A 15,198-nucleotide genomic window follows, 5' to 3' on the forward strand; every position below is an offset into this window, starting at 1 on the left:
ACGCTTACTAAATCAATTGTTTTCTCTATGCCACTATAACGCTAAAGCCAATGGAAACACTAGTCAAGCGTAATTATAAGAAAAAGCTTCAGGCCTGCTTTCTCATGCGCAGGCCGAAGCTTTCAGGGGCGTTCACTTGCTTATTTGCTTATGATCTTGCCGACTAGCTTTTTAACTGACTAACTTGATGAACTTACATGAAGAACTTACTTGTCGTCCTCCTGTTTGCCCATAGCTGCCTTAAGGGCATCCGCCAAGCTGCTTGACAGCGACACATTATCACTGAATTGATTGATCAGTTTTTTCTCCTGATGCTTATTGATTCGGCCGCCCTGCTTATCGCCCAGCATTTCAATGACGTTGCATGGACGGCACTGCGCGTATTTCCCCGCTTTGCCGTCATGAATTTCCATCTTCTTGCGGCATTGCGGGCAGCGCTTGTTGGACAGCGCCGGCTCAGCCGAGCGGCGATAACCGCATTCCCGGTCCGGACACACGAGCGACTTGCCCCGCTTGCCCTTCACTTCCATCAAATGCTTGCTGCATTCCGGGCAGCGCGAATGCGTCAGATTATGAGGCTTGTATTCCTTTGTCTCATTTTTCACCTCTGCTACCCATTTGCTCGCCTGCTCGCGAATGCCCGCCATAAACTTCGCTGGATTGCCCTTGCCGAGCGCAATACGCTCAAGCTCCCGCTCCCACTCAGCTGTCAGCTCCGGTCGGCGCAGCTCCTCAACGACAATTTCGATCAGCTGTCGCCCTTTCCCTGTAGGCGACAGCTGGTTGCCCCGGCGCTCAATCGTGTCGGTTCCGAGCAGCTTCTCAATAATATCCGCACGCGTTGCTGGCGTACCCAAGCCATGCTTCTCCATTCGGCCCAGCAGCGATGCTTCCGTGTATCTTGCGGGCGGCAGCGTACGCAACTCCTTGAAGCGAGCTTGCTTAATCGGCAGCGTCTGCCCCATGCTCATGGCGGGCAGCAGCTGCTCCGGCTGGCGATCTGCCTCGCTGCGGGCTTTATCATCATCTTCATCGTCATCATCACTGAAGCTGCCGATTCCGCCCCCGCTGTAAAGCTCCTTCCAGCCGCTTTCCTTCTGCACCCGGCCTTTGGCATACAGCTTGTCGCTGCCAATCGCCAGCGTTACGCTCGTCTCATCATAGCGGTATGCTGGAGAGAACAGGGCTAGAAAACGGCGAACGATCAAATCATACAGCTTGCGCTCCTCCGCGCTTAGCGCAGACAAGTTGACGTATTGCTCTGTTGGAATAATCGCATGGTGATCGCTGACCTTGCTGTCATCAACGAATCGCTTCGTCACGGTTAGCGGGCCGCGCAGCAGCTTGCGGGCAAAAGGCGCATAGGGCCCGACCGCCACGCTTTCCAGACGGCTTTTGAACGTCGGCACGATATCGCTCGAAAGATAGCGCGAGTCGGTACGCGGATAAGTGACGATTTTATGCTGCTCATACAGCTTCTGCAGCACATTGGACGTCTGCTTCGCCGAGAAGCCCAGCCGCTTGTTCGCGTCGCGCTGAAGCTCCGTCAAATCATAGGCTCCCGGATGCAGCTCCGACTTTTCAACGGTGCGCAGCTTGTCAACCTTCGCTCCTTTTCCCTGCAAGCGGGCGACAACTGCGCCAGCCTCATCCCGGCCCCATACACGACCATCATGGCCATCCTGCTCGCGCCATACCGCCTGAAAAGTGCCCATATCCGCAGAGACCGTCCAAAATGGCTGGGACTGGAACTGCTCAATTTCCTTCTCCCGATCCATCAGCGCAGCAAGCGTCGGCGTCTGTACGCGACCAGCCGCCAGCTGTGCATTGTATTTGGTCGTCAAAGCGCGGGTGACATTAAGTCCAATTAGCCAGTCCGCCTCGGCGCGGCACACAGCGGATGCGTACAAATGGTTGTATTCCGCTCCCGGCTTCAGCCTGCTAAAGCCATCCTTGATCGCCTTATCCGTCTGCGACGAAATCCAGAGCCGCTTAAACGGCTTGCGCCAATGCACCAGCTCCATAATCCAGCGGGCAACCAGCTCGCCCTCACGACCGGCATCAGTCGCAATGATAAGCTCTCCAATATCGGAACGCTTGCACAGCTGCGCTACCGCCTTGAATTGATGCGACGTTTCCTTCATCACCTTCAAGTTCATTTTAGGAGGCAGCAGCGGCAAATCCTCCAAATTCCAGGTGCGGTATTTCGGATCATATTCCTCCGGCTCGGCGAGAGTGACCAGATGGCCAAGTGCCCAGGTTACCACATATTTAGGACCTTCTATGTAGCTTTTATTTTTGTTCGTACAGCCGAGCACACGGGCAATTTCCTTTGCCACGCTTGGCTTTTCCGCGAGCACTAATGATTTCATCTCTTCCATTCGCTCCATTCGTCCAGCTTGTAAAGCTATATTATCCTTACAAATGCTAATGTTGTCAAAAATAGACCGAGCATGACGCCTAAGCAAGCTATCCCCGCGGCGCCCACAAAATAATCGATACGCCGACCAAACATACGGCGGCGCCAATCCAATCGTAAAGATCTGGCGTTCGCTTGTCTACCAGCCAGCCCCAAAGCACCGCCATCGCGACGAACACGCCGCCATAGGCCGCATACACTCTGCCAAAGGTCGGAAACGATTGCAGCGTTGGCAAAATGCCGTACAGCACCAAGACTCCACTGCCAATTATACCGTACCAATAAGGCTTTCCTTCGCGCAGCCACAGCCACACCAAATAGCCGCCGCCGATTTCTGCAAGCCCGGCCGCAATAAACAGTAAGATTTGCATGATTAAAGGCAACGCTAAAGCACTCCTTTTCCCCCTTAGTCTCTGACTCTATTTTACCTGACAATTGCCGTTATGCTATAGTATTCTCACCATGAATGATAATAGATTTGGCAGCTTATTCTCATGCACAAAGTTAATGACTGGGGAGTGCGAATGTTGAAACCGCGTTTGATCGGTATAATCGCTTTAGTATTATTCATTTTTGTTGCTATTAATTTTTATATTGGCTGGAATGGATGGCTGTATTTGTCGGCCTTACTTCCCTTGGAAAACCCGCTGCCTTATGCCTTTATTGTCGCTATTATCTCTTTCTCTTATATCATTGGAAGACTGCTTCAGCCTGTAGCTCCACTGCGCAAAATAGGGCGTGTGTTCAAGCTTATTGGCTCCTACTGGTTCGCGATTATGGAATATGGGGTACTGCTGCTTCCTCCAGCCAATCTAATATACTGGCTGCTGACGAAGCTGGATATCCCCGCTTCTACTGCTTTGCTGGCCGTAGGGAGCGTAGTCGTTTTGATAATGACGGGGATTGTTCTGCGAGGCAGCTGGAATGCCTGGTCTCCGATTGTCCGCACCTATTCCATTACGATTGCCAAGTCGGCCGGACCGCGCAAATCGCTGCGTATCGGCATGGCCTCAGACATTCACCTGGGCACCATCGTCGGCAAACGCCATTTGGGGCGGCTTGCAAATGCTATGGAACGAATGAAGCCGGACCTGATTTTGCTGCCGGGCGACATTATCGATGATGACATTGCCCCTTATATCGATGATCATATGTCGGAGGTTATGAAGCGCCTGAAAGCACCGCTTGGCGTCTATGCCGTTCTTGGCAATCACGAATATATTGGCGGTCACATCGCCCGCTTTATTGCAGAAATGAATGCTGTCGGCATTCGCGTGCTGCAAGACGAGAGCGTGAAGATTGACGACGGCTTTTACGTCATCGGACGCAAAGATCTCAGCGCAAAAAGAGCTGATCCAGCTGGCCGCCAATCCGTTAAGGAGCTCGTCGCAGCGCTTGACGCCTCCCTGCCGCTCATTATGATGGATCATCAGCCATCGGATTTGGAGCAGGCTTCGCTGCAAGGCATTGATCTTTCATTGTCCGGCCATACCCATCGCGGTCAAATGATGCCGAACCACTTTTTCACAAGAAGGCTGTTCGAGCTCGACTGGGGTTTTCTGCAAAAAGGACAGCTTCACGCCATCGTCTCCTCCGGCTTCGGCACATGGGGACCGCCGCTTCGCATCGGCAGCCGCGCAGAAATTATTCAGCTAAACGTCGAATTCCGCCCTTAGGCTGTACTCGCTTGCCATTGTACTTGCCTGCTAGCTTGCCGCTGACTTTGTACGAAAAACAAAAAACTGGCGATGACCTTATCGGGTGCCCTTCATGCACAGCCCGATGCGTCGCCAGTCTTTTTTATGCCCATACGTTAATTGATCATTCGTTTATTGGTTGTTCATCCGAACCTGCTTAAGGGTGCGTTCCACCCAGCCAAATATGAGCTGTGTTTTAATGATGAGCAGCAGCCCAAGTCCCAGCTTCACTAGGCATTCAATCATGACAGCCCAATTGGAGTAAAGAAATGGCTGAGATACCGTATAGCTCGTTTCATTAACCTGCAGAAGCTGAATAATCGTTGCCGCAAGCGTAGGCAAGGTCAGCACAATAAGGATGATGCCTGTAAGGGATAACCCCAGCTTGTAAAGCTCGCCGCTGGCGAAACGGGTCCCAAGCGCTTCGCCAGCGCTATCTTCCCGGCCTTGCAGAACGCGCAGTACGATGCCTTCTGCCTTCGACCAGAGAAAAATGCTTGCTCCCACATAGAAAAGCCCTGGCAGTACGAGAGACAAATACGCCCATGCTGTTACATTAACATCGCTGCCACTGAGCACAATGGGTGCCACTACATCCATCAGCCTTCCAAAGCCCGCTACAAAAAAATAAATAGCCAATAAGCGAATAGCTGTAAAAGCAAATTGTCGTTGTTTCATGTGTGTTCCTCCTTTATTGCAGCCATTTGCTGTACAGCACATCCGCGTCGCCATTTTCCTGCAGCCTATGTATGACCTGATTGACGACCTCAAGCAATTCGGTCTGCCCTTTTACGACAGCTATCCCGAATCCTTCTTTGGTAAATGCACCGCCTACCAGCTCCAGCTGCGCCTCGGGATAATGCTGATTGTAGCTGACCTGTTTTAAATAATCGTTAAATACGATATCTACCTCGCTGGAGCGCAGTGCTACCAAACATTCTGCCACCGAAGCATACGAGCGTATTTTAATTTTTTTGCCCTGTGCAATCAGCGCTTCTGCTTCCCGCTCGCTGCTTGCTTGCGTTTTTACCCCAATCGTTTTGCCATCCAGATCACTGAGGGAGCTCACCGAATTGTCGCCCTTCCTCCTGACGACCGCCATGCCGCTATCCAAATATTTATCCGACATATCGACGATCCGCTCCCGCTCCTCCGTAATATACATACTGGCAATAACCATATCGGCTTTGCCCAGCTGCAGGGCATTAAGCAGGTCAGAAAAGTCCATTTTTTTCCATTCAATTTCTACGCCAATTTCATCTGCAATAGCCTGTGCCAAATCGACATCGTAGCCTATAAACTCGCCCGTCTCTTCATCCGTATATTCAAACGGGTAATTTTCGGTTGTGGCGATAACCAGCTTGCCCGACTCTTGAATCATAGGCAGCCATTGCAGCATGGCCGGATTGCTTCGTTCCGGTTTCGGCGCATCCTTCGTACAGCCAGCCAGCATAAGGCTGAGCAGTGCAATCAGCGCAATCGCCGACTTGACGGCGGCTTTCTCAAACATGCAAACAACCTCCCACCATAACGCCCCCCATCTCGCTTTATTTCACAAGCCTTCCTTGCCGGGTCTGCTGCTCGCTCCATTCCCACAGCCGCTTGGCAGCCTGCTCATCCTTTGCTTTTGGAGACACTTCCTCCCTTTTTTGCTTATAAAAATAGTGCCCGCTTACCGCTCCGCCTTCCTCCGAGCTTGCCAAATAAAGCGCCGTCTGCGCGCCCTGCAGCGAAGTCAAGAAAAAAGGCCGCAGCAGCGCATGTATGCTTTTGCCAAAGCCCGTCTGGCGGTTGACGCCAATCGATGTACCTACCGCTCCGGGATGCAGGCAATTAACCGTCACCTTCGTATGCGCCAGCCGCCGAGCCAGCTCCTTGGTGAACAAAATATTGGCCAGCTTCGATTGGGCATAACCCTTTACTACACTAAAGCCCCGAGTCAGATTGATATCCTCAAAATGGATTTTCCCCGCTTTATACGCGCCCGAGGATACATTGACTACTCTGCCCTGCGGCGATTGCTTCAGCAGCTCCAACAACGATGTCGTCAGTAAAAAATGTCCCAGATGATTGACGCCAATCATGCTTTCATAACCATCTTTGGTCAGCTCGCGCTTCAGCGATACAACGCCTGCATTGTTCAGCAGCACATCGAGCCGGTCGTACCGCTGCTTGAATGCTTCGCAAAAGGCATGAATGCTCGCAAAATCTCCCAAATCACAGGCCATCAGCTCAATATGAGAGGCTCCGCTTGCGGCAAGCGCCTGCTGCCGTGCGACTTCTCCTCGCTCCAGGCTCCGGCAAGCCATAATAACTTCCGCGCCAGCCTTCCCCAGCTCCGTAACTGATGCCAATCCCATGCCCGCATTTGCTCCGGTAACAAGTACGATTTTCCCACTCATTTGCATCATGCTTCTCAGCTCCGCTTCTCTATCTATATCATTATACGTCGATTATAAGGTTGACACTTATACATGCTTATAGTTACAAAAAGGTCTCCGGCTTTGCCCGGAGACCCTGTGACTGCTGCTCGCAGCAAACCTCTAAGCAATCAGCAGCAGGCCCAGTGGACCAGACATTAGAATGAACGGTTTATTCGCTCCTACGCCCTGCTGCTGTACTCCTGCTGTTCGCCATTGAAGCTAGTGTTATTGTACGTCTGCTTCTTCCGTAAAGCCGCGTTTTTTCAGCCAATTGCCGCAGCATAAGCTCCAGGTATGCGCTTCAGGATGGTCATAAGCAAGACCCATGCCATGTCCGCCGCTCTCATAAATGTGCATTTCGTACGGCACGCCCTTGCTCGCCAGCGCTGCTGCAAACATTAAGCTGTTCTGGACCGGAACGGCACCGTCATCTGCGCAATGCCAGAGGAAGGTCGGCGGTGTTTGCTCCGTAACTTGCAGCTCGTTCGACAGCTCCCTGCGAAGCTCCTCAGGCGCATCCTCACCAAGCAAATGGACCAGTGAGCCATCGTGACGGAACTCTCCAAACGAAATAACCGGATAACACAGAACCATCGCATCCGGACGGCTGCTTGCGCGTTCGATCGGATCAGGGCTGCTGCTGTCTCCGGCATCAAAATGCGTGCCGGCTGTGGAAGCCAAATGACCGCCAGCCGAAAAGCCGAGTATGCCAATACGCGCGGGATCAATGCCGAATTCAGCTGCCCGGCTTCTGACAATCCGCATGGCGCGCTTCGCGTCGCCAAGCGGAATAGGATGCTTATGCGGAGCTACACGGTAATGAAGAACAAATGCATGCAAGCCCAAATCATTCAACCACTTGGCAATCGGCTCGCCCTCATGGTCGGCGCGATAGCGGTAACCGCCGCCTGGGAACACGATAACTGCCGCTAGAGGCTTGTCCGACTTGATGAGATGAGGCACTAAATACGGGCGCTCACCTTCCACTTTTTCATAAGCTGAATCTGGCCATAAAGCCACTTCCGTCATATGCGATACCTCCGAAATAACTTTTTATACTATTGGTAGCCATTGCTTCAAAGCAATTATACATGAATTCCACTTGGAAGGCGTTAATTCCTTCATCACCCTCGACATCGAAATTTATTCAGCCAAAATTGTAACTATTTGTAGTGTAGCTGCGTCTTTAATTTTAGAATAAGCTTAGAAGGCATGGCAATAGCAGCAGCCTTAACAGGAGGAATACGGATGAAACGTTTTCGCACTGCCTTTACAATCATTCCAGCAATCAGTCTTGCAGCTTCGTTAATAGGGGCGCCTCTTGCATCAGCAGCGCTTCCAGTGAAGAGCAGCAATTACATAACAGCGGCAGCAGCTGCACCAGCCGCCAAGAAAATAACGCTTAAGATTAACGGCAATTCGCATTTGACCGAATCGGCCCCTTTTATATCTCAAAATTCGGTGTATATGCCGCTTCGCGAGGTTGGCGAGCTGCTCGGAGCGATGGTCGCATGGAACGCAGCAGCCAAAACCGTCACCATGAGCTATCCGGGACATCTCGTTACGTTAAAGGTCGGCTCCACAGAGGCGATCAACAACGGCAAGAAGATCAAGCTGAACACCTCTCTTCAAGTGATTAAGGGCCGTGTATACGTACCGCTGCGCTTTTTCTCCGAATCCATTGGAGCAAGCGTGATTTGGAAGCAGGCCGACAATACAGTAGGGATTAACCAAAAAATCATTTATCAAACGGGCGGCAGCATGCAGACAGGCACAGCATGGATCGATCCGGCTACCGGCAGTCTTTATACGGCGCTGGGCAAATCTGATATTCCCAAGCTGGCGGGCAAGCTCCAAATAGATCCGGAGCTTACCGGCTATTGGGGCATTTCTACCAAAGTGATCGGAACAAACGGCCTCATGGTATCCCTTCTCATAAACTACGGGGAGCCCGGCATTCAATACCGCTCCCACGCCGCTTATATTAAAGATAGCAGGCTCGTCAAGCAGGCTGCGGCGCAGTATTATCAGCGCTATGAGCCTAACATTGTGGCGATGAACAATAATCCGCTGCTGACCGATGGCAAAACATTAACGCTGCTGGACAGCAGCGGAGCTACGCTGGAGGAATATGACCTTCCCAAGCTGGGTGGCAAGGATGAATCGTATGCCGTGCTTGGCATGGGCCAAGGCTACCTCATTATTCGGCCTAACAAGACAGGACTGCTCACTTTAGTCGATTTGAAGACGGGCACCGCTACGCTTTTGTATAAGCAGTTCCTGTCCGCTGCCGAGCAAGAGTATGCCGAAACAAACGACATTCCTTACCATGGCGATGAGCTGGCTTTCACTGGCGAAACGTCCAAAGGCATACTAAGCTTCTCTTATCGCAGCGCTCTCGATGGCAAAAGCTACACCTACAGCTATTCGCTGAATAAAGCATAAACAGCGTCGCCAACACTTGGCAGCCGCTCATTCTTTCCTGCTATTTGAATAAAAAAGCAAGCCCTGGCGTTGACTACTCACAACTGCCGGGGCTTGCTTTTGTTAACTGCGGCCAACCTAGCTTAGTCAGCCCTTTAGAAAAAGGCTGCCATCGTTTTCGCCATCTTTTCATAATGGGCATAAATTTCTTTGTAGCGTTTGCTCGTCTCCGGGTTCGGAACAACGGGCTTGTCCATCGGAATATGCTGCTTAATTTCCTCAAAGGAGGCCGCATGACCCGCCGCTACCAGAGCGGTCCAAGCGGCGCCCCATGCAGCGCTGTGATGGTTTTCCGAGACGTATATTTCCGCATTGAAAATATCCGCCATCAATTGCAGCCAGAGCGGCGAGCGGGACAGCCCGCCATTCACATACATTTTCTGCGGCGCGCCCGCGAGCTTCTCCAGCGCCTTGCCGATCTGATAAAGGTTGAACGTTACGCCCTCCAGCACCGCGCGAATTAAGTGTGCCCGCTCATGGGTCATCGTTAAGCCGTAGAAATTACCCTTCGCCCGCTGGTTCCACAGCGGTGCCCGTTCGCCGTTCAAATACGGCAAGAAGAGCAGGCCGTCCGCGCCGGGAGCAATCTTTTCAGCCTCAGCCAGAAAAGCCTCGTAGCCGCCCTCATAATTCAGTGTATCCTTCAGCCATTGCAGCGCAATGCCGCCATTATTCGTCGGGCCGCCCACGATATACGTGTCCTTCGTAAAAGAGTAGCAGAATGTCTCACGGCTATCGCTCACCTTCGCCTGATGCGTAAGCTGGCGGATCGCCCCGCTCGTCCCAACAGATACGGCAACCTCGCCGGGAAGAATCGCTCCAATGCCGAGGTTAGACAGCTGCCCATCCGCAGAGCCAATCGCGAAGGGCAGATCCGCTGGGATGCCCATTTGCACAGCAATATCCGCGTTCAGCCCAGAGAGAATTTCCGTTGGCGGCACGATTTCGGACAGCTGCTCTGCTGTAATGCCGGTAAGCGCCAGCAGCTCTGCTTCCCAGTCCAGCTTCGCCGGATTGAACAAGCCGGTTGCCGAGGCCATTGCATAATCGATTTTGCGCTGGCCAAACCAGCTGTAAAGCAAATATTCCTTAATCGACATGAAATAGCTCGCCTGCTCATAAGGCTCGTAGTTATTTTCCTTCATCCACAGCAGCTTCATGAGCGGCGTCATCGGGTGAATCGGCGTTCCCGTTGCCTTATAAACCTGCTCCCCATTTGCTGCCAGCATCGCTTCTGCTTGGCCTGCGCTTCTTCCATCCGCCCAAATAATCGCCGGAGAAGTCGGCTTCCCGTCAGCGTCCAGCGTCAAAATCGCATGCATCGCCGCCGAAAACCCAAGCGCCAGCAGCTCGCCTTCCTGCACCTTCGCCTTCTCAATCGCTTCTCTGATAGCAAGCACCGCTGAGCGCTCAATTTCCACTGCGCTTTGCTCCACCCAGCCCTGCTGCGGATAGTGAAAGGTGTTCATTTTCTCAACATCTGCGACCAGATGGCCATGTCTATCAAAAATACAAGCTTTAACGCTGGTTGTCCCCAGATCAAGCCCGATTACCAGCTCTCTTCCCATCTCTCATCGTCCTTTTCGTCTCCAGCTCCGAAGGGCCGTATATTCCGCGTTGCTATCGTTTTATTATAACTGATTTGCGGGACGAATGAGCGGGATGGGCTATTTTTTTACATTATCCCCGGTAGTTATCCTGCCATTTCAGCAGTCTGCGCTCCAGCAAGCGTACAGCTGAATCAGCCAGCTTGCCGACAGCGGCGAACACGAAAATGCCAACGAACACGGCGCCTGTCCGCACATACGATCTGGCATCCTGAATCAGATAGCCGACTCCGCTGTCGGCTCCCATTAATTCCGCTACAACGAGGCACAGCCATGCAATGCTGAGCGACAGGCGAAGGCCCAGCAAGACGTTGGGCAGGGCGGCAGGGAGCATCAGCTTCGTCACCTGCTTGTAACGGCTAAACTCAAGCACGCGCGCAACGTCGAACAGCTTTTTATCGACACCCCTGACACCGAGAAAGGTGTTCACATACAGCGGGAAAAACGCTCCCATTGCAATCAACAGCACCTTTGACAGCTCGCCGAATCCAAACCACAAAATGAACAGCGGGGTAATCGAGAGCAAAGGCACGGTCCGCAGCATCTGTACGGTAGGATCAACTAATTCCTCGACTTTTACATACATGCCAACCAATAGGCCAATAAGCAGCCCCAAGCTCCCGCCCAGTAAAAAGCCGAGCGCGGCGCGCACGACGCTAATGCGGATATGATAGAACAATTCCCCTGACAGGAGCATCGTGTACAAATCCCCAAAGATTGAGCTTGGCGCCGGAAAAAGCTTAGGGTCTGCCGCCCCTGACCAGGATGCCCACTGCCATAGAAGCAGCACGCTGACCGGGATAACAGCCCCTTTCCACCATTTTCCTAATTGTTTCATAATATCTCCTTCATGTTGGTATCACGATACCTCTATATAAGTTAAACAATTAATAAGCATGAGGACGGTGGTCGCCACTGCGAGAAAGGCTGGACTTCCAGCCGCTGTTGTTTTCTTATTTCTTTGATTATCCCTCTTTGAGGCTGAAATAAGAAAACAAAGGCGGACGCTATCGCTCTCTCCAGTTCCAGCCTTTCTCTCCGCCGCTCCCTTGCCTCATCACTTTCATTCGTTCAATTTATATAGCTTTATATGACCCAGTTTTCCTCTGGCTCCTCCTGCTTCTCCAGCACGCGCATGACCTGGGAACGCAGCTCTTGAAAGCCCGGGCTATGCCTCGTGCGCGGATAGGGCAGATCATTGCGAACAATCTGCTTGATTCGGCCTGGCCGAGCATCCATCACGACGATTCTTTCGGATAAAAACACCGCTTCGTCGATATCATGAGTGACGAGCAGCATCGTCGCCCGATTATTGCGCCAAATGTCCAGCAGCGCTTCCTGCATATGCGTGCGGGTGAAGGCGTCGAGCGCGCCGAAGGGCTCATCCAGCAGGAGCACCTGCGGGCTTTGCATAAGTGCCCTTGCAATAGCGACCCGCTGGGACATCCCGCCAGACAACTCCTTTGGATACGCCTTCTCAAAACCTTCTAAACGCACCAGCTTAATCATCGCATCCACCTGCCCGCGAACCTCTTTATTTCTTAACGATTGATTAGCGGCAATATTCCGCTCAACCGTAAGCCACGGAAAAAGGCGATGCTCTTGAAAAATAAACCCTTTGTCGCGGCTCGGCTTGCCTGCATCCACCCCACCCAGCAGCACAGAGCCCTCGTAGTCGGCATCGAGTCCGGCGATAATTTTGAGCAATGTGCTTTTGCCGCAGCCGCTCGGCCCGATGATCGTAACAAATTCGCCGGGACTCAGGCTCAAATGAATGTCAGCAAGCACATGATTCTGCTTTTCCGCCCTGAAGCTTTTGTCCACTGCAATCAATTCCAGCTTGCCGCTGCCGCTCATGCGTTCACGCCGCTTTCTTCCTGAGCATAGCGGCTGGCAGGACGGGGCAGTCCCAAGTTTTCGCGCAAGGTGCCACCTTCATATTCGCTGCGGAACAAGCCGCGCCGCTGAAGCACCGGGATAACCTTCTCCACAAAAATGTCCAGACCGCCAGGCATGTAAGGCGGCATAATGTTAAAGCCGTCAGCAGCCCCTTCGCGCAGCCAGAGTTCCATCTTGTCGGCAATTTGCTCGGCCGTTCCAATCACGGTAAGATGGCCCCTTGCCGAAGCAAACCGCAAATAGACTTCCCTCACCGTCAAGCCTTCTCTTCTAGCCGTCTCCATCACCAGCTGAAAACGGCTTCGAGTGCCGCCAGCCTCCTGCAGCTCTGGAAACGGCTCGTCGTCTGCATAGCCCGAAAGATCAATATTATCAAATACGCCGCCTAGCAAAGCGGTGCCGATTTTGCGGTCTACCAGCTGTTGAAGCTGCTGGTAGTTCGCTTCGGCTTCCTCTTGCGTGTCCCCGATAATGGGGAACAAGCCGGGCAATATTTTAATGTCGTCGCGGGAGCGGCCATGCTCTTCCGCTAGTTCTTTTACTTGCTTGTAAAATTTCTTTGCGCTGTCCAAATTATTCTGCACAGTGAATACGACATCGGCATTTTTCGCTGCGAACTGCTGTCCGGTCCCGGATGATCCTGCCTGAATAATGACTGGACGACCTTGTACGGGACGGGCTACATTCAGTGGTCCCTGCACGGAGAAAAATGTCCCTTGATGGTTCAGCACATGCACTTTATCCAGATCGAAATATTCGCCGCTCTCCTTATCCGCCTGCACCGCATCCTCATCCCAGCTATCCCATAAACCGGACGCCACCTGAAAAAATTCATCCGCCCGCTCATAACGAAGCTCATGATCTAGAATTTCATCCTGGCCGAAATTGTGGGCCTCATCATTCAGCGCCGACGTTACGACGTTCCAGGCTGCCCTGCCATCGCTAATATGATCAAGGGAGGCGAATTTGCGCGCAGCATGATAGGGCTCGTTAAAGGTAGTCGAAAAGGTAGCGGCCAGACCGATATGCTCCGTAACGGCAGCCAGATTCGACAGCAGCGTCAGCGGCTCCAGCTTGCCGTAGCGATCGGTTAAGGCCGATTTGTAGGGCAGCGGAACGGCAAGATCATCGGCCAAAAACAGCAGATCAAACTTCCCTCGCTCTGCCGTCTTGGCGAGCTGTTGATAATAACGAACGCTGTGGCTTTGGAGCGTCGCTGTCTCGGGGTGCCTCCATGCGGCAGCGTGATGCCCCGTGCTTTGAATAAATAAGCCAAGCTTTAATTGTTTTGGCGTATCGCTCATTTTCAGCTATCCCTCCTTCACCGTCTCGAGGCCCGCTGCGAATTGGCTGATTGGACGGCGGAGCCCCAGATGGTCCCGCAGCGTATTTCCCGTGTATTCCGTGCGGAACAAGCCTCTGCGCTGCAGGACGGGAACGACCTGATCGACAAATTCGCCCATGCCCCCCGGCAGCAGCGGCGGCATTATATTGAAGCCGTCGCAGGCCGCACTGCGGAACCAATCCTCCATGACATCGGCAATCTGCTCCGGCGTGCCTCGCACCTTCATATGTCCACGGGCTACGGCAAAATGCAAGCCAAGCTCGCGAATCGTCTGCTTCGTTCTCCGCGCCGTCTCCACGATGATTTTCGCCCGGCTAGTGTTGCCCTCAAGCGGGATGTCTGGCAGCTGCTCATCAATGGAATAACCAGATAAGTCCACATTCAGCATCCGCGATAAATACGTCACGCCTGCTGATGGCAATATCAGCTCGTAAAATTCCTCTTCCTTCGCCTTTGCCTCCGCTTCAGTCGCACCTACAAAATACATCAGGCCGGGTAATATTTTCACCTCGCCAGCCTCTCTCCCGAATTCGGGGAGCAGCCCCTTCACATGCTTATAAAAGTGGATCGCTTCGTCTTTATCCTCGCATGCTGTAAAGATAACATCCGCCCCGCTTGCTGCGAATCGTGATCCTGCAGGAGAAGTCCCTGCCTGAATAATGACCGGTCGCCCTTGCGGGGACCTTGGAATATTAAGCGGCCCCAGCACCGAGAAGGACTCGCCGCGGTGCTCTAGCAGATGCACCTTCTCCTTGTCTGCAAACAAGCCTGCTTTCTTGTCCCATAGGAGGGCGTCATCCTCCCAGCTGTCCCATAGCGCATTCGTTACATCTAGAAATTCCCGCGCTCTTTCATACCTGCTGCCGTGCTCCGGCAGCTTCTCCATGCTGTAATTCAGCGCGTCGCCCTCCTTGGTCGAGGTGACCACATTCCAGGCAGCGCGCCCTTTGCTGAGATGATCCAGCGTCGAAAACCGACGTGCGACATTGTAAGGATCATTGAAGGTCGTCGATACCGTTGCCGCGATGCCGATTTTATCCGTGATCGCAGCGAGCGCACCAAGCACGGCAGTCGCTTCCGGGTAGACGAAGCGGGCGCTCGACTCCGCATCGCTCAGCGGGATTGAGCCTGAATCCGCCAAAAACAGCATATCCAGCTTGCCCCGCTCCGCGCTTGCCGCCAACTCCTTGTAAAAATCCATACTGATGATTTCGTTCGTATCCGTACCCGGATGGCGCCATGCCGCAAAGTGATGGCCGAAAGTAAATACAAAGGCGCCCAGGTTCATTTGTTCGTTCAATTGTTCGTTCAATTGCAACATGTC

General features: G+C 52.8%; 13 protein-coding genes. 2 read left to right on the forward strand and 11 right to left on the reverse strand.

Going from position 1 to position 15,198, the window contains the following annotated elements:
* Window positions 1-206: 206 nt before the first annotated feature.
* Both AC50YG_RS20555 and AC50YG_RS20560 read right to left on the reverse strand, forming a co-directional pair.
* Window positions 207-2,372 carry a DNA topoisomerase III gene (locus tag AC50YG_RS20555; protein ID WP_494829157.1) on the reverse strand — a complete coding sequence of 722 codons (2,166 nt, stop codon included), beginning with the start codon at window positions 2,370-2,372 and terminating at the stop codon, window positions 207-209.
* Between the two features lie 97 nt (window positions 2,373-2,469).
* Complete coding sequence (locus AC50YG_RS20560) at window positions 2,470-2,790, reverse strand: YnfA family protein (protein ID WP_473762381.1); 321 nt, start codon at window positions 2,788-2,790, stop codon at window positions 2,470-2,472.
* Window positions 2,791-2,943: 153 nt separating this feature from the next.
* Between AC50YG_RS20560 and AC50YG_RS20565 the strand changes: the two genes are divergently transcribed.
* Window positions 2,944-4,095, forward strand: a complete 1,152-nt coding sequence (locus AC50YG_RS20565) for a metallophosphoesterase (protein WP_494829159.1) — start codon at window positions 2,944-2,946, stop codon at window positions 4,093-4,095.
* A 153-nt stretch (window positions 4,096-4,248) separates the two neighbouring features.
* Here AC50YG_RS20565 and AC50YG_RS20570 read toward each other — a convergent pair whose 3' ends face one another.
* From AC50YG_RS20570 to AC50YG_RS20585, 4 genes are all read right to left on the reverse strand, one after another.
* Entirely contained in the window at window positions 4,249-4,794 is a 546-nt protein-coding gene (locus AC50YG_RS20570; RefSeq protein WP_494829161.1) for a hypothetical protein, read from the reverse strand.
* A 13-nt stretch (window positions 4,795-4,807) separates the two neighbouring features.
* Window positions 4,808-5,626 carry a substrate-binding periplasmic protein gene (locus tag AC50YG_RS20575; protein WP_494829163.1) on the reverse strand — a complete coding sequence of 273 codons (819 nt, stop codon included), beginning with the start codon at window positions 5,624-5,626 and terminating at the stop codon, window positions 4,808-4,810.
* Window positions 5,627-5,663: 37 nt separating this feature from the next.
* Window positions 5,664-6,518 carry an SDR family oxidoreductase gene (locus AC50YG_RS20580; protein WP_494829379.1) on the reverse strand — a complete coding sequence of 285 codons (855 nt, stop codon included), beginning with the start codon at window positions 6,516-6,518 and terminating at the stop codon, window positions 5,664-5,666.
* Window positions 6,519-6,764: 246 nt separating this feature from the next.
* The gene (locus AC50YG_RS20585) at window positions 6,765-7,568 is read right to left on the reverse strand and encodes an alpha/beta hydrolase (protein ID WP_494829165.1); all 804 of its coding nucleotides are present in this window, start codon (window positions 7,566-7,568) and stop codon (window positions 6,765-6,767) included.
* 219 nt (window positions 7,569-7,787) lie between these two features.
* Between AC50YG_RS20585 and AC50YG_RS20590 the strand changes: the two genes are divergently transcribed.
* Window positions 7,788-8,984, forward strand: coding sequence for a copper amine oxidase N-terminal domain-containing protein (locus AC50YG_RS20590; protein ID WP_494829167.1), 1,197 nt, complete (start codon window positions 7,788-7,790; stop codon window positions 8,982-8,984).
* Window positions 8,985-9,118: 134 nt separating this feature from the next.
* Here the strand turns inward: AC50YG_RS20590 and AC50YG_RS20595 are convergent, their stop codons facing one another.
* The 5 genes from AC50YG_RS20595 to AC50YG_RS20615 all read right to left on the reverse strand — a co-directional run bounded on the left by AC50YG_RS20595 (window position 9,119) and on the right by AC50YG_RS20615 (window position 15,195).
* Window positions 9,119-10,591 (reverse strand): gluconokinase, encoded by a 1,473-nt coding sequence (locus AC50YG_RS20595; RefSeq protein ID WP_494829169.1) that lies wholly within the window; start codon window positions 10,589-10,591, stop codon window positions 9,119-9,121.
* Between the two features lie 112 nt (window positions 10,592-10,703).
* Window positions 10,704-11,468, reverse strand: a complete 765-nt coding sequence (locus AC50YG_RS20600) for an ABC transporter permease (RefSeq protein ID WP_046228617.1) — start codon at window positions 11,466-11,468, stop codon at window positions 10,704-10,706.
* Between the two features lie 248 nt (window positions 11,469-11,716).
* Complete coding sequence (locus tag AC50YG_RS20605) at window positions 11,717-12,487, reverse strand: ABC transporter ATP-binding protein (protein WP_473762196.1); 771 nt, start codon at window positions 12,485-12,487, stop codon at window positions 11,717-11,719.
* Window positions 12,484-13,833, reverse strand: coding sequence for an LLM class flavin-dependent oxidoreductase (locus AC50YG_RS20610; protein WP_494829171.1), 1,350 nt, complete (start codon window positions 13,831-13,833; stop codon window positions 12,484-12,486). The genes AC50YG_RS20605 and AC50YG_RS20610 overlap by 4 nt, the downstream gene beginning before the upstream one ends.
* Before the next feature lie 6 nt (window positions 13,834-13,839).
* Window positions 13,840-15,195: an LLM class flavin-dependent oxidoreductase gene (locus AC50YG_RS20615; protein ID WP_494829175.1), complete on the reverse strand. Its 1,356-nt coding sequence runs from the start codon at window positions 15,193-15,195 to the stop codon at window positions 13,840-13,842.
* Between the last annotated feature and the right edge of the window lie 3 nt (window positions 15,196-15,198).

The organism is Paenibacillus sp. J31R34 (assembly GCF_059383715.1).

Bases quoted from the DNA above. Each gene is read 5' to 3' on its own strand.
- AC50YG_RS20580 (WP_494829379.1), bottom strand. From the start codon at position 6,518: ATGAGTGGGAAAATCGTACTTGTTACCGGAGCAAATGCGGGCATGGGA.
- AC50YG_RS20590 (WP_494829167.1), top strand. From the start codon at position 7,788: ATGAAACGTTTTCGCACTGCCTTTACAATCATTCCAGCAATCAGTCTT.
- AC50YG_RS20585 (WP_494829165.1), bottom strand. From the start codon at position 7,568: ATGACGGAAGTGGCTTTATGGCCAGATTCAGCTTATGAAAAAGTGGAA.
- AC50YG_RS20605 (WP_473762196.1), bottom strand. From the start codon at position 12,487: ATGAGCGGCAGCGGCAAGCTGGAATTGATTGCAGTGGACAAAAGCTTC.
- AC50YG_RS20555 (WP_494829157.1), bottom strand. From the start codon at position 2,372: ATGAAATCATTAGTGCTCGCGGAAAAGCCAAGCGTGGCAAAGGAAATT.
- AC50YG_RS20565 (WP_494829159.1), top strand. From the start codon at position 2,944: ATGTTGAAACCGCGTTTGATCGGTATAATCGCTTTAGTATTATTCATT.
- AC50YG_RS20560 (WP_473762381.1), bottom strand. From the start codon at position 2,790: ATGCAAATCTTACTGTTTATTGCGGCCGGGCTTGCAGAAATCGGCGGC.
- AC50YG_RS20575 (WP_494829163.1), bottom strand. From the start codon at position 5,626: ATGTTTGAGAAAGCCGCCGTCAAGTCGGCGATTGCGCTGATTGCACTG.
- AC50YG_RS20615 (WP_494829175.1), bottom strand. From the start codon at position 15,195: ATGTTGCAATTGAACGAACAATTGAACGAACAAATGAACCTGGGCGCC.
- AC50YG_RS20595 (WP_494829169.1), bottom strand. From the start codon at position 10,591: ATGGGAAGAGAGCTGGTAATCGGGCTTGATCTGGGGACAACCAGCGTT.
- AC50YG_RS20600 (WP_046228617.1), bottom strand. From the start codon at position 11,468: ATGAAACAATTAGGAAAATGGTGGAAAGGGGCTGTTATCCCGGTCAGC.
- AC50YG_RS20610 (WP_494829171.1), bottom strand. From the start codon at position 13,833: ATGAGCGATACGCCAAAACAATTAAAGCTTGGCTTATTTATTCAAAGC.
- AC50YG_RS20570 (WP_494829161.1), bottom strand. From the start codon at position 4,794: ATGAAACAACGACAATTTGCTTTTACAGCTATTCGCTTATTGGCTATT.